This is a genomic window from Streptomyces sp. NPDC026538, assembly GCF_055567535.1.
Genome location: NZ_JBVHQG010000014.1, coordinates 181240 through 203706 on the forward strand (window position 1 = coordinate 181240; position 22467 = coordinate 203706).

A 22467-nucleotide genomic window follows, 5' to 3' on the forward strand; every position below is an offset into this window, starting at 1 on the left:
GATGACCATCCAGGAGAACATCCGCGACCTCGACCGTCGTGCGGTGGTGCGCAGCGCGGAGATCGTCGCGGAGGTCCGGAGCGACCAGTGGGACGTCCCGACGCCCTGCGCGGGCTGGACGCTGCGCCGGCTGCTGGCCCATATGACGGCGCAGCACCTGGGGTTCGCCGCGGCCGCCGGGGGCGAGACCTCCGACGCGTCGGTGTGGGAGGAGAAGCCGCTGCCGGACCCGGGGCGGGCCTACGCCGACGCCGTCGTGACGGTCCTCGACGCGTTCGCCGCCGACGGCGTGCCGGCGCGTGAGTTCTGGCTGCCGGAGATCCACCCGAAGGTGCGCTTCCCCGCCGCCCGCGCCATCAGCTTCCACTTCCTGGACTACGTGGTGCACGGCTGGGACGTGGCCGCGTCCCTGGGGATCCCGGCGGCGTACGACGCCGACCTCCTCGACGCCGCGGCCGAGGTGGCCCGCACGGAGGTGCCCGACGGACCCGGACGGGAGCGCCCGGGCGCGGCGTTCCGGCCGCCGCTCACCCTGACCGGGCGGGAGAGCGCCGAGGACCGCCTGCTCGCGGTCCTCGGCCGTGACCCGGCGTGGTCGCCGAAGTGACGTGCTCAGTCCGGCTGCCGGACCGGTCGGCCCAGCATGTGGCTCTGGCCCCGGAACTCCGCCATGACCGTGCCGTCCGGGCGGCGCACGGTGACGTCGTACACACCGCCGCGGCCGAACCTGCTCCGCTCGACCGCCTCGGCGGTCAGCTCGTCGCCGGGTTCGGCCGGGCGCAGGAAGGTGACCTGGGCGCCCTGCGCCACGGTCGCCGGGCCGTGGGTGTTGCAGGCGAAGGCGAAGGCCGCGTCGGCCAGCAGGAACAGAAAGCCCCCATGGGCCGTTCCGTGGCCGTTGACCATGGTCTCGGTGACCCGCATGCGCACGGTCGCCCGGCCCGGACCGGCGTCCTGCAGGGCGATGCCCAGCATCTGACACGTCCGGTCCGTGGCGTACAGCTCCTCGGCCCGCTGCCGCGCGGCGAGTTCCGCGTCGGCCGTCCCGGCCGTCCGCGTGCCGGTCGTCTCCGTCCCCGTCATCGAATTCCCCTTATCTGCTGGCGTCGAGGAGCAGCATGACATCGTCCGGACCATGGCTGCAGGAATTGAGAGAAATCCCGCCGTCCGAGCGCAGGGCACTGCTCGAGTCGTTCGTCGTGCGGGAGTTCAAACGCGAACTCATGATGGACGAGACGGACGTATTGCCCCATGACCAGAGCTATTTCGAGCTCGGTCTGAACTCGCTGGGCGCCACGGACATCAGACAGCGTCTGGAAAGCGGGATCGGCCGCCCGATCGACTCCGCCCATCTCTTCAACCATCCGACGGTGGGGCACCTGGTCGACTTTCTGGTCGCCGAGGTCATCCCCGAGTTCTTCGCGGCCGCGGCCGCCGGGCCGGCCGCCCCGGCGGCCGGCGAGCAGGCGGGCCCGTCCACGAAGGACCTGGTAGACGACATGCTCAAGGAGCTGTACCTGTGACCGACACCCGCACCGACACCCTGGTCAAAGAGCTGCTCCTGGAGAAGTACGAGCCCATAGCCGTCGTCGGCATGGGCATCCGTTTACCGGGTGGCAACGAAACCCTCGACCAATTCTCCGAGTTCCTCCGCGACGGGCGCGCGGGAACGGGACCCGTACCCTCCGATCGGTGGGATCTGGCCGCCCTTCAGGCCGCCGAGGAATCGGCTGGAAAACGTCCACTGGCGGCCGGTGGTGGATTCGTCGCCGGATTCGACGAATTCGACCCGAAGTTCTTCAACATTTCCCCCAAGGAAGCCGAGTTCATCGATCCGCAGCACCGCTGGGCCCTGGAGTCGGCATGGCGTGCGCTGGAGTCCGCGCACATCGACCCCGACACACTGCGCGGCGGCAACGGCGGGGTGTACCTCGGAGTCGGCCAGATGGACTTCGCGATCGAGATCGAGGCGCTGGACCTCGCGGAACTGGATCCGCACGTCGCCGCCGGCACGGCGCACAGCGCCGCGGCCGGACGCCTGTCGTACTTCCTGGGGTGGCGCGGTCCCTGCATGAGCGTCGACACGGCCTGCTCGTCGTCGCTGGTGGCCCTGCACCTGGCGGTGCAGGGGCTGCGCCGCCGGGAGTGCGACTTCGCCCTGGCGGGCGGTGTGAACGTCAACCACCACCCGCGCAACCACGTCGTGTACTCGCGCGCCAACATGCTCTCGCCGGACGGCAGGTGCAAGACCTTCGACGACTCGGCCGACGGCTACGCCCGCAGCGAGGGCTGCGGCATGCTTGTCCTCAAGCGCCTGACGGACGCCCGCCGCGACGGTGACACCGTCCTGGCGCTGGTACGCGGCTCAGCGGTCCGGCAGGACGGCGAGAGCGGCGGTCTGACCGTCCCGAACGGCACGGCGCAGATCGCGCTGATGAGGGCCGCGCTGGAGAGCGCGGCGCTCGGACCGGGCGACATCCAGTACGTCGAGGCCCACGGCACCGGCACATCCCTCGGCGACCCCATCGAACTGGGCTCGATCAACAGCGTGTTCGCCGACTCGCGTGACGAGGGCTCCCCGCTCGTCGTCGGCTCGGTGAAGACGAACATCGGCCACATGGAGGCCGCTGCGGGCGTCGGCGGTGTCGCCAAGGTGGTGTGCCAGCTGCTGGAGGGGGCGATCTACCCGCACATCAACTTCGAGACGCCGTCCCGCCACATCCCGTGGGACCGCTACCGGGTGACCGTGCCGACCGGGGGACCGCACCCCTGGGAGGCGGAGGGTCCCCGGCGGGCGCTGGTCAACTCCTTCGGCTTCGCGGGCACCATCGCCTCGGTCGTCCTGGAACAGGCGCCGCCCGCGCCCGAGCGCCCCGCCGCGCCGGCCGACGGCCGCGACGTCTTCACCCTCTCCGCCAAGGACCGCCCCGCGCTGCGGGCGCAGGCCGAGAGCCACCGCGCGTTCCTCGCCGCCCATCCGGACCTCGCCGTGCCGGACCTCTGCTACAGCACCAACGTCGGCCGTACCCACCTCGGCGCCCGGCTCGCGGCCCCGGTCTCCTCCCGTGACGACCTGGACGGGCTGCTCGCCCGATACCTGGAACGCGGCGACGAGGACACCAGGGACACCACGGACAGCACGCCCACAACGGACAGCGGATTCCGTGACGCGCAGGTGGCGTTCCTGTTCACCGGCCAGGGCTCGCAGTACGTCGGCATGGGGCGCGCCCTGTACGACCGCTACCCGGTCTTCCGCGGCCACCTCGACGAGTGCGACCGCCTCTTCGCCGACCGGCTCGGCCGCTCCGTCAAGGAGATCATGTTCGGTGAGGCGCCGGACAGCGCCGAGGCGATCGACCAGACCCTCTACACCCAGCCCGCGCTGTTCAGCCTGGAGTACGCGACCGCCAGGCTCTGGATGTCCTGGGGCGTACGGCCCTCGGTCCTCCTCGGCCACAGCGTCGGCGAGATCACCGCGGCCGCGCTCGCGGGCCTGTTCACGCTCCAGGACGCGGTCCGGCTGGTCGCCGTACGGGCCCGGCTGATGCAGTCCGTCCGGACCCCCGGCGGCATGACCGCCGTCCTCGCCCCGGCCGGGGAGGTGGCGCCCCTGCTGGAGGGCCACGCCGACGTCAGCTTCGGCGCGGTCAACTCCCCGCAGCAGTGCGTCGTCTCGGGGGGCCGGGACTCCCTCGCCGCGATCACCGCGAAGCTGGCGGAGCGGGGCGTGCGCACCAAGGCCCTGCCGGTCTCGCACGCCTTCCACTCCCCGCTCATGACCGAGGTCTTCGACGCCTTCCGGGAGGCGATCGCCGGCATCGCCTTCCACGAGCCGCGGCTGAGCTTCGTGTCCAACCTCACGGGGCAGGTCGCCACCCTCGACCAGGTCGGCACCCCGGACTACTGGGTACGGCACATCGCCGAACCCGTCGACTTCGCGGCCGGCATGACCTGTGTGCAGGCCCGCGGGAGGCACGTCTTCATCGAGGTGGGGCCCTCCTCCGCGCTCACCGGCATGGGCCGGCAGACCGGTGACCCGGCCACGCACCTGTGGCTGAACAGCGCCGCCCGGTCCGACACCGGTGCCGGCACCATCCGCACCGCCCTGGCCCGGGCCTACGAGGCGGGTCTCGACGTCTCCTGGACCGGCTACCACCAGGAGAGCGGCGGCCGACTCGTACCGCTGCCGGGCTATGTGTTCGCCAAGAAGCGCTACCGCCTTCCCGGCGAGCGCCCCCGCGCCGCCCTGACCACCCCGGGCACCGGCCCCGCGCACCACCCGCTGCTGGGCCGGGAGGTGTCCACCGCCGACCAGCGCGCCACCGGAGAGCGGGAGTTCGCCACGCACCTGGACCCGGCTGCCCCGGCGTACCTGGCCGACCACGTCGTCATGGAGCAGGCCGTCTTCCCGGGAGCGGGCTACGTCGAGATCGTCCTCGCCCTCCAGGACGCGGTCCACGGTGAGACCACCCGCCCGGTACGGGACGTACGCATTCTGGAACCGCTGTTCCTCAAGGAGGGCGAGCCGGTCGAGGTCCGCACCCGGCTGCGCACCGAACCCGGCAGGGACCCCGCTGACGGCCCGGCCGCGGTCGAGATCGTCAGCCGCGTCGACGGCCGGGACGGCGTCATCGAACGCGTCCACGCCACCGCGACCCTGGACCCCGCGCCCGACGGCCGGCCCGGCGCCGGACCGGACACCGTGATCCAGCGGCTGGGTGCCACGGCCGAGCGGCCCGGCACCCGCCAGGTACGGCACCGCGGCGAGGACCTGTACGAGCACTACGCCGACCTCGGCCTGCCCTACGGGCCCGAGTTCCGGCGCGTCCTCGGGGTCGACCGCTACCCGGACGGCTTCGCGGTCGGCGAGCTCCGCGGCCTGGAGACCCCGGCCCCCGAGCAGTTGCGGGCCTCGCTGCTGGACTGCGCCATGCAGACCCTCGGCGCGGCCGTGGACCTCGACGGCACCTATCTGCCCGTCGGCTTCGACCGCGTCGCACTTTTCAAGCGGCCCAAGGCGGACCTGCGCATCCTCATCCAGGTGACGCTCGACGAGACGGCGGGCGAACTCACCGCCGACATCGCGGCCCTGGAAGGCACCCGCCCGGTCTTCGCCGTCGAGGGGGTACGGCTCAAGCGGGTCGCCGGCGCGCCCGCCGACCCCGCCGAGCGGATGCTCCTGCGGCCACGCTGGCTCAAGCGCTCGCTGCCCCCGGCCGGCACCACCGAGCAGGGCCGCGAGGTCCTGGCCGTCCACCACGACCCGGCCGCGCTCACCGCGGCGACGCAGCGGCTGGCCGAGTCGGGCGTGACCCTGCTGCACGCCCCGGACTCGGCCACCGCGGTCCGGATGCTCGACGAGCACCCCGCGGTCACCGACCTGTGCTGGTTCTGGACCCCGGAGCCCGCCGCCCACGGGGAGGAGCGGCTGCGCGCCGAGACCGAGCGCAACTACCGCGACCTGCTCACTCTGACGGACGCCGCCGGACGTCTCGGCTCCGGCCGTGACCTGCGCGTGCTGCTGGTGACCGAGCGGGCCCAGTGGCTGCCGGGCGACCGCACCGGCTCCCTGGAGCCGGACCCCCTGGCCGCCGCGTCGCTGTGGGGCTTCGGGGCCGTACTCCTCAACGAGTACCCGGCGCTGCGCGCCACCCTGCTCGACCTGGCGGGCCCGGACCCGCAGCCGCTGGTCGACGAGGTGCTGGCCGGTGACGGCACCGGCGGCGACTTCCAGATCGCCTACCGGGGCGGCATCCGCCACGTCAAGCGCCTGCTGCCCGACGCCCCGGTCACCGCCGTGGACACGGACGGCAACTTCGAACTGACCGTCACCGAGTACGGGCAGTTCTCCGCGGTCCGCCCGGTGCCGGTCGAGGACCGCGAGCCGGCCGGGAACGAGGTCACCGTCCAGGTCCACGCCGCGGGCCTGAACTTCAAGGACGTCCTCAACGCCCTCGGGATGCTGCGCCAGTACGCCCTCGACAACGGGCTGCCGCACGAGCCGCTGCCGCTCGGCTTCGAGGCCGCCGGCACGGTCGTCGCCGCCGGGCCCGACGCCGACTTCCGGCCCGGCGACGAGGTCGTCCTCAGCCGGATCGGCTGCATGCGGCGCCGGGTCACGGTGCCGTCCACCGTCGTGGTGCGCAAGCCCGCCGGCCTCACCTTCACCGAGGCCGCCGGGCTGCCCGCCGCCTACGTCACCGCCTACCACGCCCTGCACCACCTCGCGAAGATCAAGGCCGGCGACCGGGTGCTGATCCACGCCGCGGCGGGCGGTGTCGGACAGGCGGCCGTGCAGCTCGCACAGCTCGCCGGCGCCGAGGTGTACGCCACCGCGAGCCCCCGTAAGTGGCCGCTGCTGCGCTCCCAGGGTGTGCGCCACATCATGAACTCGCGCACCCTCGACTTCGCCGACGAGGTGCTCGAGGCCACCGGCGGCGAGGGCGTCGACATCGTCCTCAACAGCCTCAACAAGGACTACATCCCGGCCGGGCTGCGCGCCCTCGGGCACGGCGGCAGGTTCGTCGAACTCGGCAAGATCGGCATCTGGTCCGCCGAGCGGATGCGCGCCGAACGCCCCGACGTCGACCACCACAACTTCGACCTCAGCGAGCTGCCGCCGCACGAACTCGACCAGCTCAACCAGGACATCCTGCGCACGGTGGCCGACCATGTCGAGGCCGGCCGGCTCGGCGCCCTGCCGACCGTCGGGTACGCGCTCGACGAGATCGAGGAGGCGTTCGGGGCGCTCAGCCGGGGGGCCAACCTCGGCAAGATCGTCATCGCCTTCCGCGACGAGCACGAGCGGCCGGCCGAACCGGTCCGTATCAGCGCCGGGGAGACCTATCTGATCACCGGCGGTCTCGGCGCGCTCGGCCTGGCCACCGCCCGCAAGCTGGTACAGCAGGGCGCCCGCCGACTGGCCCTCGTCAGCCGCCGACAGCTGACGCTGCCCGAGCTGATCGAGCTCTCCGCCGAACTCGGCGACGAGACCGAGGTCAGCGTCCATCACGGCGACATCGCCGACCCCGCCGACGTCGAGCGCATCATCGGCGCCCTCACCGACGGGGCCGCCCCGCTCGGCGGCATCGTGCACGCGGCGGGCGTCCTCGCCGACGCACCGCTGACGGGCCAGACCTGGGACAGCATGGAGAGCGTCCTGCGGGCCAAGGTGTACGGGACATGGCTGCTGCACCGGGCGGCCGCCGCCGTGCCCTCGGTGCGCTTCTTCGTCGGCTACTCCTCGATCGCCGCCGTCCTGGGCGCCGCCGGGCAGGCCAACTACGCCGCGGGCAACGCCTACATGGACGTCCTCATGCAGCGGCGGGCCGCCGCCGGACTGCCGGGCCTGAGCGTCAACTGGGGGCCGTGGGCGGAGATCGGCATGGCCGCCTCGCTCACCGCCCAGCAGATCAAGGGGATCGAGGACCGGGGACTGAAGTTCGTGAAGCCCGGCGCCGCGCTGCGCGCCCTGTTCACGGCGCTCGCCCGGCCGCACGCCCAGGCGGTCGTCGGAGCGTTCGACTGGGACGCGTACACCGCCTCCCAGCCGTTCGCCAACGCGTTGTTCAAGGACCTGCTGTCGGGCGACCGTGGCACGCGTGCGCCCGAGGTCGACCTGGACGCCGTGCTGTCCCGGCCGAAACCGGAGCGCGAGGCCGCGCTGCGGGAGCTGCTGCGCGCCAAGGTCGCGGAGGTGCTGCGGTACGACGGCCCACAGGACGTCGATCCCGACACCCCGTTCGTGAGCCTCGGCCTGGACTCCCTCGCCTCGGTCGAGTTGAAGAACGCCCTGGAGGCGGTGTTCCGCATCCCGTTGCCCGCCTCCACCCTCTTCGACCACCCGGCCGTACGGCCCCTGGCGGCCTTCATCGACGGCCGGCTCGTTCCGGACACGCCGGAGCCGGCCGAGGAACAGACGCCGGGCGGGGCCGGCGACGTGGAGGACCTGTCCGAGGCGGAGGCGGACGAGGAACTGGCCGCACTGCGCGAGAGCCTGCTGTAGGACGGTGCGAGGGAACGTGACGAGCTACATCGACTATCTGGAATCGCTGTCCAAGAAGCAGCTCATGGTGATGCTCGCCCGGCAGCGCCAGGAGCAGTCCCAGGGGATCGCCGTCGTCGGCATGGGCTGCCGCCTCCCCGGCGGCCTGGACGACGCCCGGTCCCTGGGGACCGCCCTGCGCGAGGGGCGGGTGCTGGCGACCGAGGCCGCCGGTGTGCCGTCCGACAGCCTTGGCCGGCCGCGCTGGAACCTCGCCGCACCCGACCTGGCGCCACTGGCCGACCGGCTGCGCCAGGGCGCGTACCTGGCGGACGTGGACCTGTTCGACGCCTCCTACTTCGGCATTCCGGAGCAGGAAGCGCTGCACATGGACCCGCAGCAGCGGCTGCTGCTGGAGGTCACCGTGCAGGCCCTGGCGGACGCGGGCCTCTCCCGGGAGCGGCTGCGCCGCTCGAGCGTCGGCGTCTTCGCCGGCGCCGGGCCGGTGGAGTACCCGTACGCCTGGCTGCGCGGCGGGCTCCCGGACGGCGCGCTGTCCCCGCACATGAGCACCGGCAGTTCCCCCAGCGCCTTCTCCGGCCGGATCGCCCTGGCACTGGGGGTGGCCGGTCCGGCGATCACCGTCGACACGGCCTCCTCGTCGATGCTGACCGCGGTGCACCTGGCCGTACAGGCCCTGCGACGGCGGGAGTGCGACATCGCGCTGGTGGGCATCGCCAACCTGCTGCTGTCGCCGTTCAGCACAGGCATCCTCGACCGGGCCGGCATGCTGTCGCCCAGCGGCCGCAGCCGGCCCTTCACCCGCCGGGCCGACGGGCATGTGCGCGCAGAGGGATGCGGCGTCGTCGTCCTCGAGCGGTACGCCGACACCGTCTCCGCGGGCCGTCTGCCGTACGCGCTGGTGCGGGGCAGCGCGGTGCACGCGCAGGGCGACCGGCCGAGCATGTCCGTCGCCTCGGCCCGCGGCCAGAAGGCGGTGATCGAACGCGCGCTGCGCGACGCCGGGGTGTCACCCGCCGACGTGCAGTACGTCGAGGCCCAGGCGAACGGCTCCCGACTGGGCGGTCAGATCGAGGCCGAGTCGATCGCCGAGGCCTACGAGCGGTTCTCCCCGGACGCGCCGCCGCTGCACATCGGGTCCGTCAAGGCGAACATCGGCTATCTGGAAACCGCCTCCGGCGGCCCGGGGCTGATGAAGACGGCGCTCGCCCTCGCACACGCCGAACTGCCGCCGCAGCCCGGCGCGGACGACCTGGACCCTGACATCCCCTGGCGCCGCACCGGGCTGAGACTCGCCGCCGCGCCCCTGCCCTGGCCCGCCCAGGACGTCCGGCGCGCCGGGGTGAGCGGCTTCGGCTTCTGCGGGACCAACGCGCATGTCGTCCTGGAGAGTGCTCCCGAGCGCGACGCCGGGGAACCGGACTTCCCCGGGCCGTGGCTGCTTCTGCTGTCCGGCCACAACGACCTGGCCCTCGCGGCCACGGCCCGGCGGATGCTCCACCGCCTGCGCGAGAGCACGGACTGGAGCCCGGCCGCGGTCAGCCGCACGCTCGCCGAGGCACGGGACCATCTGGCGGTGCGGTACGCGTCGGTGGTGCACGACCGGGCCGGTCTGCTGCGGGAACTGGCCCGGGTGGCGGACGGGGCCCGGACCGCCGCGCCGACACCCCCGGACGGCACGGAACGCACCCTGCTGCTGTCCCGGCTCGCGCAACGGCACATCGCGGGGGGCCCGCCCGACCTCCCGGCGCTGTGGCCCGAGGACGGTCCGCGCCCCCCGCTGCTGAGGCTGCCGGGGCCCGCGCTGACCGGCCGGCGCTTCTGGCCCGACCACCACGACTGGACCTGACCGTCTACGGATTGGACGCCCGAATGCACTATCCGAATCTCCGGACCGCCGTCGACACCGTGGCGTTCCACGCGGCGCGGCAGCCCCAGCAGGTGGCCCTGGTGTGCGAGGGCCGGGAGGTCACCTACGAGCGGCTGCACCGCGACAGCAACCGCTCGGCCCGCGCCCTGGCCGCCGCGGGGATCGGCCGGGGCTCGCGCGTCGCCTACCTCGGCAAGGAGTCGGAGCACTACTACGAGATCTTCTTCGCCTGCGCCAAGACGGGCGCCGTTCTCGTCCCGGTCAACTGGCGTCTCACCCCGGGCGAGGTCGACCACATCCTGGGCGACTCCGAGGCCGAACTGATCTTTGCGGAGCGGGAGTACACCGACGTGGCCGAGCGGTCCCGTGCGCGGCTGCCGTCCCGGCCCGTGGTGGTGGGCGTGGACGGATGCCAGGGCAGCGGCCTCGGCTTCCAGGAGTGGCGGGCGGAGTTCCCGCAGGACGACCTCGCGGTCGAGGCTGCCCCCGACGACCCGGTGGTCCAGCTCTACACCAGCGGCACGACAGGCCTGCCGAAAGGTGTCGTCCTCGCCCACCGCAGCTTCTTCGCCATCCGTGACCTGCTGGCCGAACACGGCCTCGACTGGATCGACTGGCACCCGGGGGACGTCAGCCTCATCAGCATCCCCGGCTTCCACGTCGCCGGCATCTGGTGGGCCATGCAGGGCTTCAACGCCGGCGTGAAGAACGTGGCCATGCGGATGTTCTCCGCCCACGACGCCGTACGGCTGGTCCGCGAGCTCGGTGTCACCACGACCCTCGCCGTGCCCGCGATGCTGCAGATGATGCTGGCCGAGCCCGGCGTCGGCCCGCAGGACTTCGTCTCCCTGCGCAAGGTCACCTACGGCGGCTCCCCGATCTCCGAGACGCTGCTGCTGCAGTGCATCGAGACCCTGCGCTGCGATCTGGCGCAGTTGTACGGGCTCACCGAGAGCGGCAACACCGCGCTGTGTCTGCCGCCCGCGGACCATGTGCCGGGCAGCCCCCGACTGCGCGCGGCGGGCCGGCCCTACCCCGGTGTCGAGGTGGCGGTGACCGGCGAGGACGGCACCGCCCTGGCGACCGGCGAGGTCGGGGAGATCCGGCTGCGCACGCCCGCGGTGATGCTGGAGTACTGGGGCCTGAAGGAGGCGACCGGCGAGAGCCTCGTCGACGGCTGGCTGCGCACCGGCGACGCCGGCTACCTCGACCAGGACGGTTACGTGCACATCTGCGACCGCATCAAGGACACCGTCATCGTGGCCGGTGAGAACGTCTATCCGGCCGAGGTGGAGAACGCCCTGTGCGGCCATCCGGCGGTGGCCGAGGCGGCGGTGATCGGCGTACCGGACGAACGCTGGGGCGAGGCCGTGCGCGCTTTCGTCGTCCTGCGCTCCGGAACAACGGTGAAACCACGGGAACTGAAACTCTTCCTCCGGGATCACATCGCCGATTTCAAATCCCCGAGCGGCTACGAATTCATCGAGCGGGTGCCCCGGAATCCCAGCGGAAAAATCCTTCGAAGGGAATTACGCGAGCGGTTCTGGGCGGGCCGGGAGCGTCAGGTCAACTGATTCGGCGCGGCAGGGAATCACAGGCAGAGAAACCACGGGCAGGGGAATCACTGGCAGATAACCACGGGCCGGGAATCACGGGCAGAGAACAAGGCGTGCTCTTCAGGAGTCCGGGCGGGGTGAACCCCGCCCGGACCCTTGGTGACGGCAGGGGTCACCGCTGACGGCAGCACCCCTGGTGCCGCCACTCGGCCTCGTGCCAGTAGTGGTCCGCGTCGCGCAGGGCGGAGGCCGCCGCGGTCCGCACGTGGTGGGGGTGCGCGACGGTCTCCGTGGCCGCCGCGGGCCTGCGGAACGGTTCCAGCAGCTCCGGCACGGTGTGCATCCTGCCCCCGGACATCACCTGCCGTACGGCCGCGGCGGCGGCGATGTCGCGCAGCGGATCGCCCGCCACGAACACCAGGTCGGCGAGCAGACCGGGGGCGACGGCGCCCAGCCGGTCGGCCAGGCCCAGGCAGCGGGCGGCGTTCCCGGTCGCGGTGATGAGCGCCTCCCAGGGCGCGAACCCGTACTTGACCAGGGCCCGGAGGTTCTGGTGGATGCTGATGCCGATGTCGTCCAGCGCCGCGTCCGTGCCCGCCACGACCAGCCCGCCGGCCCGGTGCACCCGCAGCAGCATGTCGCAGTCGCCCACCGTCCAGGCATGGTTGAGCTCGGCGTCCGGGCCCGATCCGGCGCTGTCGGCCTTCTGCCGCAGCCGCTCGTACTCCCAGTCCGGGAACAGGATCCGGGTGCGTTCGTCCTCGACCAGCGACCGGTCGTCGGCGAGCAGTTCCGTCGCGAACAGCGTGGTCGTGGAGATCCACATGCCGCTCGCGGCGAGCAGGTCCACGGAGTCCTGGAAGGTCCGGCCGGCGGCGAAGCTCAGCGTGCGCGAGTAGCCGAGCCGGTTACCTCCGCCGGTGTGCTCCATCCCGTCCAGACCCGTGCGGGCCGCCGGGTAGAGGTAGTGCGAGGTGACCGGCACACCGGCCGCGTGGCCGCGCTCCACCACCTCGCGTTCCAGGTCGAGCGGCAGCCGGATGTACGACTTCAGCAGGTCGTAGCGGAGCGCGAAGGCCCGCTGCAGGTCGCGGTCGAGCTGGGCGCGCGAGAAGACCGGACGCATCACCCGGTGCCGGCCGCGGGTCCCCTCGAACCCCTCTCCGGAACCGAAGTACCGCGGCCCCACCCGGGCACCCGCCGCCAGCGCCTCCCGGTTCTCCACCATCTGGTACGCGGGGTCCCCCGGGGTCCGGCTGGTGGTCACGCCGTACGCCAGCCAGGCCCGGCCCTGCCGGTCGCCCCACTGGGGGCCGCGCCAGTGCCAGTGGTTGTGGGTGTCGATCAGTCCGGGCAGGACGGTCAGCGCGGACGCGTCGACGGTCCGGCCGCCACGGACGGTGCCGCGGCGCGCCACCTCGGTGATCCGTCCGTCCTCGACGGCGATGTCCACGTCGTGACGGAGCTCGCCGCCGGTGCCGTCCCACAGGGCCCCGGCCCGTACGACGGTGCGCCCCGCGGGGGCGGGGCGGCGGCTCCAGGTCAGCCGCGTGGGGACGGTGCGCGTGCCGGAGCCGTCGAGGCCGTGGGCGCGCAGCCGCCCGTCGGACAGGTACAGCAAGGTGGTGCCGCGGGCGTCGATCGACAAGGAGTCCGTGGTCTCGTCGGTCAGCGGCTCGGGCTCGCCCGTGATCCGCCCGTCGGCATCCACCGGTACCCGCCAGGCGAGGCTCTCCATACCCACGACCAGATGCCGGCCGTCCGGCGTCCACAGCGGGCCGTCGCCGCTGCGGGTGGACAGGGAGCGCCCCGGCGCGGGGGCCTGGTAGCGCACCTCGTGGGTGTCCAGGTCGACGGTGAGGAGCTGGTTGTGTCCGTTGCTGCTGCGGCGGGAGTACGGGGCGACCGCGGCCAGCGCGATCAGCCTGCCGTCCGGCGACCAGGCGGGGGGACCGGGCTGGTAGAGCTCGCCCACCACCTTGGTCACCGAGCCGTCGGCGAGGGTCAGCACCCAGGTGGCGCCGCCTTCGTCCTGGTACGCGATCCGGGTTCCGTCGGGTGACCAGCGCGGCGAGAGCTGGGCGTTCGGCAGGTCGGTGAGCCGCTCGCGGGTACCGGCGGCGAGGTCGTGGCGCCAGAGGTTCGCGGTACCGGCGCGGTCGCTCACGTAGACCAGGGAACGGCCGTCGGGAGACCAGTCGGGGGAGGCGTTCCAGTAACCGTCGCCCACGATCCGTCGCGGCCGCTCGCCGTCGCGCAGCAGCCACAGGGCGTTGAGCGCCCGGAAGGCGATGTCGTGCCCGTCGGGTGACAGCACCGGGTCGGCGACGCCGAGGACGTCCTGCGGGCGGGTGGAGGTGATGTCCGGGCTGCGGCGCCGGTACGGGGCCGGCCGCGCGAGGCTCACCTCGGCGCGGAACGGAATGTCGGTCCGCGTGCCGTCCAGGGTGCGGCGGCGGATGTGTCCGTCGGCGGTGTAGAGGAGTTCGTCGGCGCTGAGCCAGCAGGCTGCCAGCGGGAACACGTCCTCCCCGTCGGTCAGGGCCCGGTCGTCCAGCATGAGGTCGGCGCGCGGCCCGGTCACCCGCACATGGGTCACGTGCCGTCCGTCGGGGCTGAACGACGGCGCGTACAGGGCCGCGTCCGCGGGCCCGGTGACCAGGGTCTCGACCGCTCCCGAGAGGATGTCGACGGCCTCGACCACCCCGCCGTCGGCGATGTAGGCCACCCGCCTTCCGTCGGGTGACCAGGCGGGCATGGAGACGTTGCGGTCGCCCTGCGTCAGCGGGCGCAGACCACCGGTCCCGGTGTCCAGCAGCCAGATGCGCCCGGCGTTGCCGCGGTCGGAGGCGAAGGCCACCAGCCGGCCGTCCGGCGAGAACTTCGGCTCCTGGTCGTACCCCGCCCCGTCGGTCAGCCGCCGCAGTCCCGATCCGTCGGCGCCGATCCGCCACAGGTCGTAGGCCCCTTTGCGGAACGACTGGAACACCAGGGTCTGCCCATCGGGCGCCCAGTGCGGCTGGGTGGCGTCCAGCCCGTCCTCGGTGAGCCGGCGGGCCGTGCCGCCGGCCGCGGGGAGCAGCCAGATCGCGTTGAGCGCGTCGAGGGCGATGGTGCGGCCGTCGGGTGAGAGAGAGACGGCGAGATTGGCGCTTTCGCGGGCGACGACGTGAGGTGCGGGCGCGGCGGCGGCGGGGTCCGCGTTTCCGGCGACCGGTATGAATACCCCGAGTCCCGCGACACCGCCGCTTCTCAGTAACGTGCGCCGTGAAATCCGTCCGGTTTTCTCCTGGTGTGAGGAATTCGGATCCCAGCTGTTCGATGTCACGGAGTTCCCCCTGTCGTGATTCGGCGCCAGAACCTTATACCGGGGGCGTTGCGACCGAGGGGTGATTATCCCGAATCCGTGGACGGGTTCGACACGACCGGAAAACCGAATGGCGGCATTGCCCGGACACCGGGTCGGCTCACCCCTCGTAGACGGTCAGGACCGCGCCGTCGACCTCGATGCGGCGGCCCGCCCGCATGCCGTTGCTGCGCAATGCGTGCAGGCATTCCTCGAAGAGGGCGAGTTCACCGGCGTCCAGGATGGCGGCGGCCAGGTCCAGGAGCTCGGTGACCGAGGCGTCGGTGAGCACCTCGGGCAGTTCCCCGGACAGCAGGACGACCGACTCGCCGTCGGGTCCCCGGACCACGGCCGTCGCGGTTCCGCCGTGCACGAACAACACATTTCCCCCTGAGAGCCCGTGGTCGTGCGGCTCTCGCGTCCCGGGCAGAACGAGAGACTAGTCCTGGATCTTCACGGTTTCGTGCGGAGTCGGATTCTTTTTCCGACTTGGCGAAAGACCGTCCGAGAGCGTTCGAGGAGCCGTCCGGTGGCGGTCACTTCTCCTTGGCGGGCCCGGAGGAACGGTCCAGCAGGGACTCGACCAGCGCGGTGACATGGCGGCGGTCGTCCGCCGACAGCTTCTGGACGCTCGCGATGAGCAGCGCGACCTCGGGGTCGGCGGCGCCGCCGGTCGCGCCGGCGTCCGGCGAGGTGTCGTACACGTGGATCCCGCACGCCTCGGCGGCGGCCCGGCGCACGCTCTCCAGCGGGAGCTCCAGGCCCTTGGCCAGGCCCTCCAGGGTCGCCGTCTGGGGCATGCGGACCACCCGCTCGGTGGTGGCCAGGTGGTGGACCGTGGAGCGGGGGACACCACCGCGCCGCGCCACGTCACCGTAGGACCAGCCCTTGCGGTCGAGGTGCTCACGGATCAACTGCTGCAGTGCGTTGGCCACTGAGTCACTTCCTGCTCGCCGCCTGCGGAGTCCGCCATGTCGCGCCGATTCTACGGTCGCCACCGCGATCGGCCGAGAGGGTGATTTCCCGAACGGGTTGCGCGAGGGGTCTCCGAGGCCCTAGTGTCCAATCTCGTTGGACAGCTCGTCCGACCAGATTGGACAGAGTCCGGGGGGAACCTGACTCGGTCCGATCGGAAATGTCTATCCCTGAGGGGGAAGCGATCATGATGGACGCCCATGAGCTCGAGGCCGAGTCCGCGGAGCTGCTGCCGGGTCGTGAGGCCCTGGGCCGGCTGAAGTTCGGCTTCGGCAAGACGGTCAACGTCACCAAGCACGTCGCGAACATCAGCGCCCACAACGAGTCCGCCGCCCTGAACGACCACTCGTCGTGGTCGGTGGCCGACTCCGGCGCCGCCCAGACCATCAGCGTCACCCAGTAACACCGCGCCGGCGCACGGCGCCGGCGCCCACCTCGACCTCATCGCACACGAAACGAAAGGACATCCGTCATGAGCATGGACATGAACGAGCTGGAGAACGAGTCCGCCGAGCTGCTGCCGGGCCGTGAGGCCCTCGGCCGCCTGAAGTTCAGCTTCGGCAAGACCGTCAACGTCACCAAGCACATCGCCAACATCGACGCGTCCAACCAGTCCGCCGCCCTGAACGACCACTCCTCGTGGTCGTCCGCCAGCTCGCAGGCCGCGCAGACGATCAGCGTCACCCAGTAGTCCCCGGGAGCGCCACCGCCGTCGCCCCGGCGGTGGCGCTCGCGGCCGGCGTCGGACCGGCGCCAAGGGGGGAACTGCATGCGGGATCCGGGGGGAGACCACACATGACGGTGCTCGGAGACGGGACCGCCGCACTGTACGACACGGGCCCGGTGCCCGGACCCGGCGGCTGGCCGGTCACCTACGAGCAGGTCGCGACGGGCAACCTGCCGGTGGTCGACCCACCGTCGCCGATCCCGAGGCTGAGCGCGGGACTGCGGTTGCACGGCGAGTACCAGGGGTCGGGATTCACCGAGCCCAAGTACATCGCCCGTCGGGGGGACGGGCAGGTCGTGCAGTTGTCCCGGCTGCTGTACCTGGTGGCGTCGTCGGTCGACGGCGTCCGCGATGCCGAGGCCATCGCCCACCGGGTCAGCGCCCGCTTCGGCCGCGAGGTCAGCGGGGAGAACATCCGCTACCTCGTCGAGAAGAAGCTCGAACCGCTGGGAGTGACGGTCCCGGAGGGCCAGGAGGACGACGAGGTCGACGCCCCGCGCTCCGACCTGCTGCTCGCCCTCAAGGGCCACCGGGTGATCTTCGACGAGCGGCGTACGGCGAAGATCGCCCGTTCGCTGGCCTGGCTGCACCGACCGGTGGTGGTGGCACTGGTGCTGGCCGCGGTGGTCGGCATGGACGTCTGGCTGTTCGGGTTCTTCGGGGCGATAGAACCCGTCCTGGAGGTGCTCGACCAGCCCGTCCTGATCCTCGTCGTCTTCGCGCTCACCGTGGCCTCCCTCGTCTTCCACGAGTTCGGCCACGCCTCCGCGTGCAGGTACGGCGGAGCCCGCCCCGGCTGTATCGGGTGCGGGCTCTTCCTCATCTGGCCCTCGATGTACACCGACGTCACCGACGTCTACCGGATCGGCCGGGCCGGCCGGCTCCGCACCGACCTCGGCGGCGTCTACTTCAACATCGTCTTCATGCTGGCCATGGCCGGCGCCTACTTCGCCACCGGGGCGCAGTTCTTCCTGGCCACGGTCTACCTCGGGCACTTCGAGATCCTGGAACAGCTGATGCCGGCCGTACGGCTGGACGGCTACTACATCCTCGGCGACCTGGCCGGGGTCCCGGACCTGTACGGCAAGATCAAGCCGATCCTGCTGGCCCTGGTGCCGGGGCCGCGGGGGGACAAGGCCCGCGAGGAGGTCGCCGGGCTCAAGAAGTCGGCGCGCGCCATCGTCGCCACCTGGGTGCTGACGATGGTCCCGCTGATCATCGGCGAACTCGGGTACGCGCTGTGGAACCTGCCGCGGATCCTCACCACCATGACCCGCTCCCTGACCGAGCAGCTCGTCGGCACCGGCTCGGCGTTCGTGGACGGGAAGATCGTCGAGGGGCTGGTCGGAACCATCGGCAGCGTGATGCTGCTGTGCCCGATGGCCGGTGTCGTCTATCTGTCCGTGAAGATCGGCGGGCGGATCATCCGGGCCGCGAAACGCACCACGGCGGGCCGGCCGGGGCTCAGGCTCGCGGTCTGCGCCCTCGCCCTCGCCGGGCTCACCGGTCTCAGCTACGCCTGGGTCTCCGGGGTGACGCCGAAGCCGCTGCCCAAGCAGCCGCCGATCGCGCCGATCCTGCAGCCGGGGGTGCCGACCGAGGCACCGCCGGCCCGGCAGGCCACGACCCCGGACCGCCCGACGGGATCCGGCAGCCCGTCGGACCCGGCGGCCGGTGCCCCGGCCGCCTCGGCCGGGGCGGGCGCCGGGCCCTCGCCGACGGAGTCCTCGCGCCAGGCGTCCGCCTCGGCGTCGCCGTCCGCCTCGGTACCCGGCGGTCCCGGCGACGGTGGCTCCAGGTCGCCGGTGCCGTCCAGCGGGGGAACGGTCGCCGATCCGGTGCCCTCGCCGTCCGACGGGCCCGGCACGACGGAGCCCGAGCCGTCGCCCACGCCGTCGGAGAGCGTCCCGGTGTCCCCGCCGCCCAGCCCGTCCCCGCCGCCGGCCAGCGACCCGCCCAGCTCCCCGGCCCCGGCCACGTCCTGACGAGCGGCCCCGGGCCGTCGTACGGCCACCGCGCGGGCCGGTCCGCCGGCCACCACCACGCGGCCGGCCGGCGCACGGCCACCGAACCACCTACCGCAGAAGCACAGGAGCATCCATGAGCAGTCACCGAAAACCACGCACCACCTCAGGTCCGCTCACCCGGCGGGCCGTCCGGATCGGCCTGTTCGCCGCCGGGGTCGCCGGCGCGGCCACCGCCCTGCCCGCACAGGCGGCCACCGCCGTGCCGCACGCCGCGGTCGCCTCCGACCACGTCTTCAGCCACGCCGACCGCGGCCACCACACCCAGGTCCGGGACTCGTTCACGGTCCGTCAGTTCGGCAAGGTCAACGCCGCCGCCGTACGCAACCAGGCCAACGCCGTCTCGGCCGGCTGCTCGGCGGACGACCACTGCCGTTCGGTCGCGCTGTCCTTCCAGATCGTCACGGTCGCCGGGGAGCACACGCGGCTGAACGCGGTGAACCTCAGCGACGCCGCCAACAAGGAGTGCACGGGCTGCCAGACCCTGGCCGGCGCCTACCAGTTCGTGGTCGCCACGCCCAACCCGCTGCTGCTCGACGCCACCGCGCGGGGCAAGCTCGCCGACATCCACCGCCGGCTCGACGAGCTGAGCCGCTCCACGCTGCCCGCCGACGAGCTGCGCACGCAGGCCGACGGGCTGGCCGCCGAGGTCACCACCGTCCTGCACGACGCGGTCGCGAACGCCCCGAAGGGCGACCCGCGCACCGATGTCACCCTGCACCGCCACCTGGACGGCTGGCCGGGCCGCTGACCCACGCCCCACCGCTCCGCGCACCGGCCGCCCGGCCCACCACCGCCTCCGGCGGACCGGGCGGCCGGCCGCGCGCGCCGCCGGAGCTCGGGCGCGTCCATTGACAGGGGGTAGGCGCGGACGGAGACTCGGGTAAACCAGGTGAAGGAAATTTCACCAGACGAACAGGCGAACCAGGTGAACGCCGCAGTCTCCGCAACGGGCGACGACGCCCCGTCCACGGAAGGAACGACCGATGCGCACCACCGTCGGCATCATCGGAGCCGGACCCGCCGGGCTCCTGCTCGCCCGGCTGCTGCACAACGCCGGCATCGACTCGGTCGTCCTGGAGGGCCGCGACCGCGGCTACGTGGAACACCGCCAGCGCGCCGGGATCCTGGAGCAGGGCACGGTGGACGTGCTGCGCGCGGCCGGCGCCGGGGAGCGGATGGACCGCGAGGGCCTGCGCCACGACGGCATCGAGCTGCGGTTCGCCGGACAGCGCCACCGCGTGGACTTCCCCGGGCTCACCGGCGGGCGGTCCGTGACGGTCTACGCCCAGACCGAGGTCTGCAAGGACCTCATCGCCCTCCAGCTCAAGGAGGGCGGCCCGCTGCTCTTCGAGGCGGAGGCGCTGGCCGTGGAGGGCGCCGACAGCGCGCGGCCGCGGGTGCGGTTCCGGCACGAGGGGCGCGAGGACGTGCTGGAGTGCACGTACGTCGTCGGCTGCGACGGCTTCTGGGGGGTGGCCCGCGACGCGTTCCCCGAGTCCCTCTCCCGGGTCTTCGAGCGCACCTACCCCTACGCCTGGCTGGGCATTCTCGCCGATGTCGCCCCATCCCACGACGAACTGGTCTACGCCCGCCACGACCGCGGCTTCGCCCTCCTGTCGATGCGCTCCCCGTCCGTCTCCCGCCTCTACCTCCAGGTCCCGGCCGACACGGACGCCGAGGACTGGACCGACGAGGCGATCTGGGACGAGCTGGAACGGCGCCTGGAGACCGACGACGACTGGCGCCTCGCGCGCGGGCCGATCACCCAGAAGTCGGTCACACCCATGCGGTCGTACGTCCACGAGCCCATGCGGCACGGCCGGGTCTTCCTCGCCGGGGACGCCGCCCACATCGTGCCGCCGACCGGTGCCAAGGGGCTGAACCTCGCCGTCGGTGACGTCGTCACCCTCGCCCGCGCCCTCGCCCACGAAAAGGAGACGGGCTCGCCCGAGCTCCTGGAGACCTACTCGGCGACCTGCCTGCGCCGGGTCTGGCAGGCCGAGCGGTTCTCGTACGACATGACGGCCCTGCTGCACCGCGGCCCCGGGGACACCCCCTTCGACGCCCGGCTCCAGCTAGCCCGGCTCGGCCGGATCGCCTCCTGCCGGGCGGCCGAGACCGACCTGGCGGAGGCGTACACGGGCTTCCCGCTGGACGCCTGAGGCATCTCCGGCCGGTTCCGGCCGTGTAGCGACCCGGTCATGGAATGAAGCCCTCCATGGCCGGGAATGAGGGGTCCGCGTAGCGTGTTGCGCAGCACCACGAGGGAAAGATCCTCCCCAAGTACGAGGGTCGTTCTTTTGCCAATCCATTACTCTTGACGCCAAGGCCGCGCACCGTGGCCATGGAGGAGCGAAATGAGGAGCAGTAACCCGGTCTTCTCGCGACGGGGGTTCAGCCGCGACAACGGCTACGCGGGCTTCAACACCGCGCCGCAGGCCGGGTACGCACAGGGGAACCCCTACGCGCAGAACCCGTACGCGAACAACCCCTACGCCCAGCAGGACGTCCAGCAGGGCGCCCCGCCGCAGGCCCCGGCCACCACCGGCCGGATGACCATGGACGACGTGGTCCTGCGCTCGGCGATGACGCTGGGCACGGTCGCCGTCGGCGCGGCCCTCGCCTGGGCCCTGCTGCCGGTCTCCAGCACCAGCTACGGCCTGGCCTTCGGCTCCGCGATCGTGGCGATGGTCCTGGCCCTGATCCAGAGCTTCAAGCGCACCCCGGTGCCCGCGTTGATCCTGGGATACGCCGCCTTCGAGGGCGTCTTCCTCGGCGTGATCAGCGAGATGTACAACAGCCAGTGGAGCGGCGCCCCGTTCCAGGCGGTGCTCGGCACCATGGCGGTCACGGCCGCGACCCTGCTGGTCTACAAGGCCGGCTGGATCCGCGTCACCGCCCGCTACGCCCGCGTCGGCATGGCCATCGCCATCGCCTTCGTGCTGGTGATGGCGGTCAACCTGCTGCTGGTCGCGTTCGGCGTCGCCGAGAACGGCGGACTGCGCAGCTTCGGTCCGCTCGGTGCGATCGTCGGCATCATCGCGATCCTGCTCGGCGCGTTCTTCCTGACCCTCGACTTCAAGCAGATCGAGGACGGTATCGCGTACGGCGCCCCGAAGAACGAGGCCTGGCTGGCCGCGTTCGGCCTCACCCTGACCCTGGTGTGGATCTACGTCGAGATGCTGCGCCTGGTGGCGATCTTCAGCAGCAACGACTAGCGCCCGTACAGAGGCAAGCGAACCGAGAAGGGCCCCGGGGACTCCCCGGGGCCCTTCCTCGTCTGTGCGCGCCTAGAGAAGTTTGCGCGCGGCCCTCCTCAGGTCGTACTCGTGGATCAACGCCTTCGCGTGGCCGTACGCGAGGTTGTGCTCGTGGCGGAGCCAGCTGACCTTCTCCTCGAAGCGGAAGAGGGACGGGCCTTCGGCCACGGTACGCAGCCAGTCGGACACTTCACGACCGGTGCAGTGGGGGATGCGGGCGAGCATGTTGCGATGGGTCTCCTCGGAGAAGACTTGGGACATCGGCGCCTCCGGTGCGCAAAGGGGGTTGTAGCCGGTCCTTCACGTCACCGTGCCTGAGTGTTGGCGTGTTGGCAACAGTCAGGACAGGACAGCCGACGTCAGGCGTTACGCTCACGGCGTGGTTGATACGACGCCTCTTACCCGTGCCGTGGAGCATTTCGCCGACAAGTTGAGGGCTGCGCCGCAGAGTCGGCTGCAGAGGGGGGCGGCCGCGGAGGCGCTTGCGCTGGCCAGGCAGTTGGCCGACTGGGCGCAGGACGTCGAGGAGCCGGGCGGCGAGGCCCGGGAGATGCCGGACGCGGGGATGTTCGCGGTCGCCGACCAAATCACGGTGGCCGGGAACGACTTGGCGGTGGTGCTGAGGAGCGACGCCGAGGTGGGGGACGCGGTGCGCCTGGTGGAGGAGGCCCAGAAGAGGGCGGGGGTGTGAGGGCCGGGGG

General features: G+C 72.2%; 17 protein-coding genes. 12 read left to right on the forward strand and 5 right to left on the reverse strand.

The window, feature by feature from the left end; genetic code table 11:
* The first annotated feature begins 1 nt into the window (after position 1).
* Positions 2-607, forward strand: a complete 606-nt coding sequence (locus ACZ4N4_RS40385; RefSeq protein ID WP_453564728.1) for a TIGR03086 family metal-binding protein — start codon at positions 2-4, stop codon at positions 605-607.
* Between the two features lie 5 nt (positions 608-612).
* Here the strand turns inward: ACZ4N4_RS40385 and paaI are convergent, their stop codons facing one another.
* Positions 613-975, reverse strand: coding sequence for a hydroxyphenylacetyl-CoA thioesterase PaaI (gene paaI / locus ACZ4N4_RS40390; RefSeq protein ID WP_467598655.1), 363 nt, complete (start codon positions 973-975; stop codon positions 613-615).
* 143 nt (positions 976-1118) lie between these two features.
* Between paaI and ACZ4N4_RS40395 the strand changes: the two genes are divergently transcribed.
* Genes ACZ4N4_RS40395 through ACZ4N4_RS40410 form a run of 4 tightly spaced genes read left to right on the forward strand, consistent with a single transcriptional unit; the run spans position 1119 to position 11449 of the window.
* Entirely contained in the window at positions 1119-1523 is a 405-nt protein-coding gene (locus tag ACZ4N4_RS40395) for an acyl carrier protein (protein ID WP_467598470.1), read from the forward strand.
* On the forward strand, positions 1520-8005 hold the full coding sequence (locus ACZ4N4_RS40400; protein WP_467598473.1) for a type I polyketide synthase: 6486 nt from the start codon (positions 1520-1522) through the stop codon (positions 8003-8005). The genes ACZ4N4_RS40395 and ACZ4N4_RS40400 overlap by 4 nt, the downstream gene beginning before the upstream one ends.
* A 16-nt stretch (positions 8006-8021) precedes the next feature.
* Positions 8022-9854: a polyketide synthase gene (locus tag ACZ4N4_RS40405; RefSeq protein ID WP_467598476.1), complete on the forward strand. Its 1833-nt coding sequence runs from the start codon at positions 8022-8024 to the stop codon at positions 9852-9854.
* A 23-nt stretch (positions 9855-9877) separates the two neighbouring features.
* The gene (locus tag ACZ4N4_RS40410) at positions 9878-11449 is read left to right on the forward strand and encodes a fatty acid--CoA ligase (protein WP_467598479.1); all 1572 of its coding nucleotides are present in this window, start codon (positions 9878-9880) and stop codon (positions 11447-11449) included.
* 154 nt (positions 11450-11603) lie between these two features.
* On the opposite strand, the gene ACZ4N4_RS40415 is transcribed toward ACZ4N4_RS40410, so the two are convergent.
* The 3 genes from ACZ4N4_RS40415 to ACZ4N4_RS40425 all read right to left on the reverse strand — a co-directional run bounded on the left by ACZ4N4_RS40415 (position 11604) and on the right by ACZ4N4_RS40425 (position 15712).
* Positions 11604-14759: an amidohydrolase family protein gene (locus ACZ4N4_RS40415; RefSeq protein WP_467598482.1), complete on the reverse strand. Its 3156-nt coding sequence runs from the start codon at positions 14757-14759 to the stop codon at positions 11604-11606.
* Between the two features lie 139 nt (positions 14760-14898).
* The gene (locus ACZ4N4_RS40420) at positions 14899-15150 is read right to left on the reverse strand and encodes a hypothetical protein (protein ID WP_453564711.1); all 252 of its coding nucleotides are present in this window, start codon (positions 15148-15150) and stop codon (positions 14899-14901) included.
* A gap of 163 nt (positions 15151-15313) precedes the next feature.
* A complete protein-coding gene (locus ACZ4N4_RS40425) occupies positions 15314-15712 on the reverse strand; it encodes a helix-turn-helix transcriptional regulator (RefSeq protein ID WP_450765595.1) in 399 nt (132 codons plus the stop codon).
* A gap of 227 nt (positions 15713-15939) precedes the next feature.
* On the opposite strand from ACZ4N4_RS40425, the gene ACZ4N4_RS40430 reads away from it, so the two are divergent.
* From ACZ4N4_RS40430 to ACZ4N4_RS40455, 6 genes are all read left to right on the forward strand, one after another.
* A complete protein-coding gene (locus ACZ4N4_RS40430) occupies positions 15940-16155 on the forward strand; it encodes a hypothetical protein (RefSeq protein ID WP_207921928.1) in 216 nt (71 codons plus the stop codon).
* A gap of 69 nt (positions 16156-16224) precedes the next feature.
* Positions 16225-16443: a hypothetical protein gene (locus ACZ4N4_RS40435; RefSeq protein ID WP_453564708.1), complete on the forward strand. Its 219-nt coding sequence runs from the start codon at positions 16225-16227 to the stop codon at positions 16441-16443.
* 104 nt (positions 16444-16547) lie between these two features.
* Positions 16548-18464, forward strand: a complete 1917-nt coding sequence (locus tag ACZ4N4_RS40440; RefSeq protein ID WP_467598487.1) for a zinc metalloprotease — start codon at positions 16548-16550, stop codon at positions 18462-18464.
* Positions 18465-18579: 115 nt separating this feature from the next.
* On the forward strand, positions 18580-19254 hold the full coding sequence (locus tag ACZ4N4_RS40445; RefSeq protein ID WP_453564703.1) for a hypothetical protein: 675 nt from the start codon (positions 18580-18582) through the stop codon (positions 19252-19254).
* A gap of 235 nt (positions 19255-19489) precedes the next feature.
* Positions 19490-20668 carry a 4-hydroxybenzoate 3-monooxygenase gene (locus tag ACZ4N4_RS40450; protein WP_467598490.1) on the forward strand — a complete coding sequence of 393 codons (1179 nt, stop codon included), beginning with the start codon at positions 19490-19492 and terminating at the stop codon, positions 20666-20668.
* Positions 20669-20863: 195 nt separating this feature from the next.
* On the forward strand, positions 20864-21724 hold the full coding sequence (locus tag ACZ4N4_RS40455; RefSeq protein ID WP_365802263.1) for a Bax inhibitor-1/YccA family protein: 861 nt from the start codon (positions 20864-20866) through the stop codon (positions 21722-21724).
* Between the two features lie 72 nt (positions 21725-21796).
* Here ACZ4N4_RS40455 and ACZ4N4_RS40460 read toward each other — a convergent pair whose 3' ends face one another.
* Complete coding sequence (locus tag ACZ4N4_RS40460) at positions 21797-22027, reverse strand: DUF4287 domain-containing protein (protein WP_351706537.1); 231 nt, start codon at positions 22025-22027, stop codon at positions 21797-21799.
* 118 nt (positions 22028-22145) lie between these two features.
* Here ACZ4N4_RS40460 and ACZ4N4_RS40465 point away from each other — a divergent pair, with 118 nt between their 5' ends.
* Complete coding sequence (locus ACZ4N4_RS40465) at positions 22146-22457, forward strand: hypothetical protein (protein ID WP_453564695.1); 312 nt, start codon at positions 22146-22148, stop codon at positions 22455-22457.
* Positions 22458-22467 lie beyond the last annotated feature (10 nt).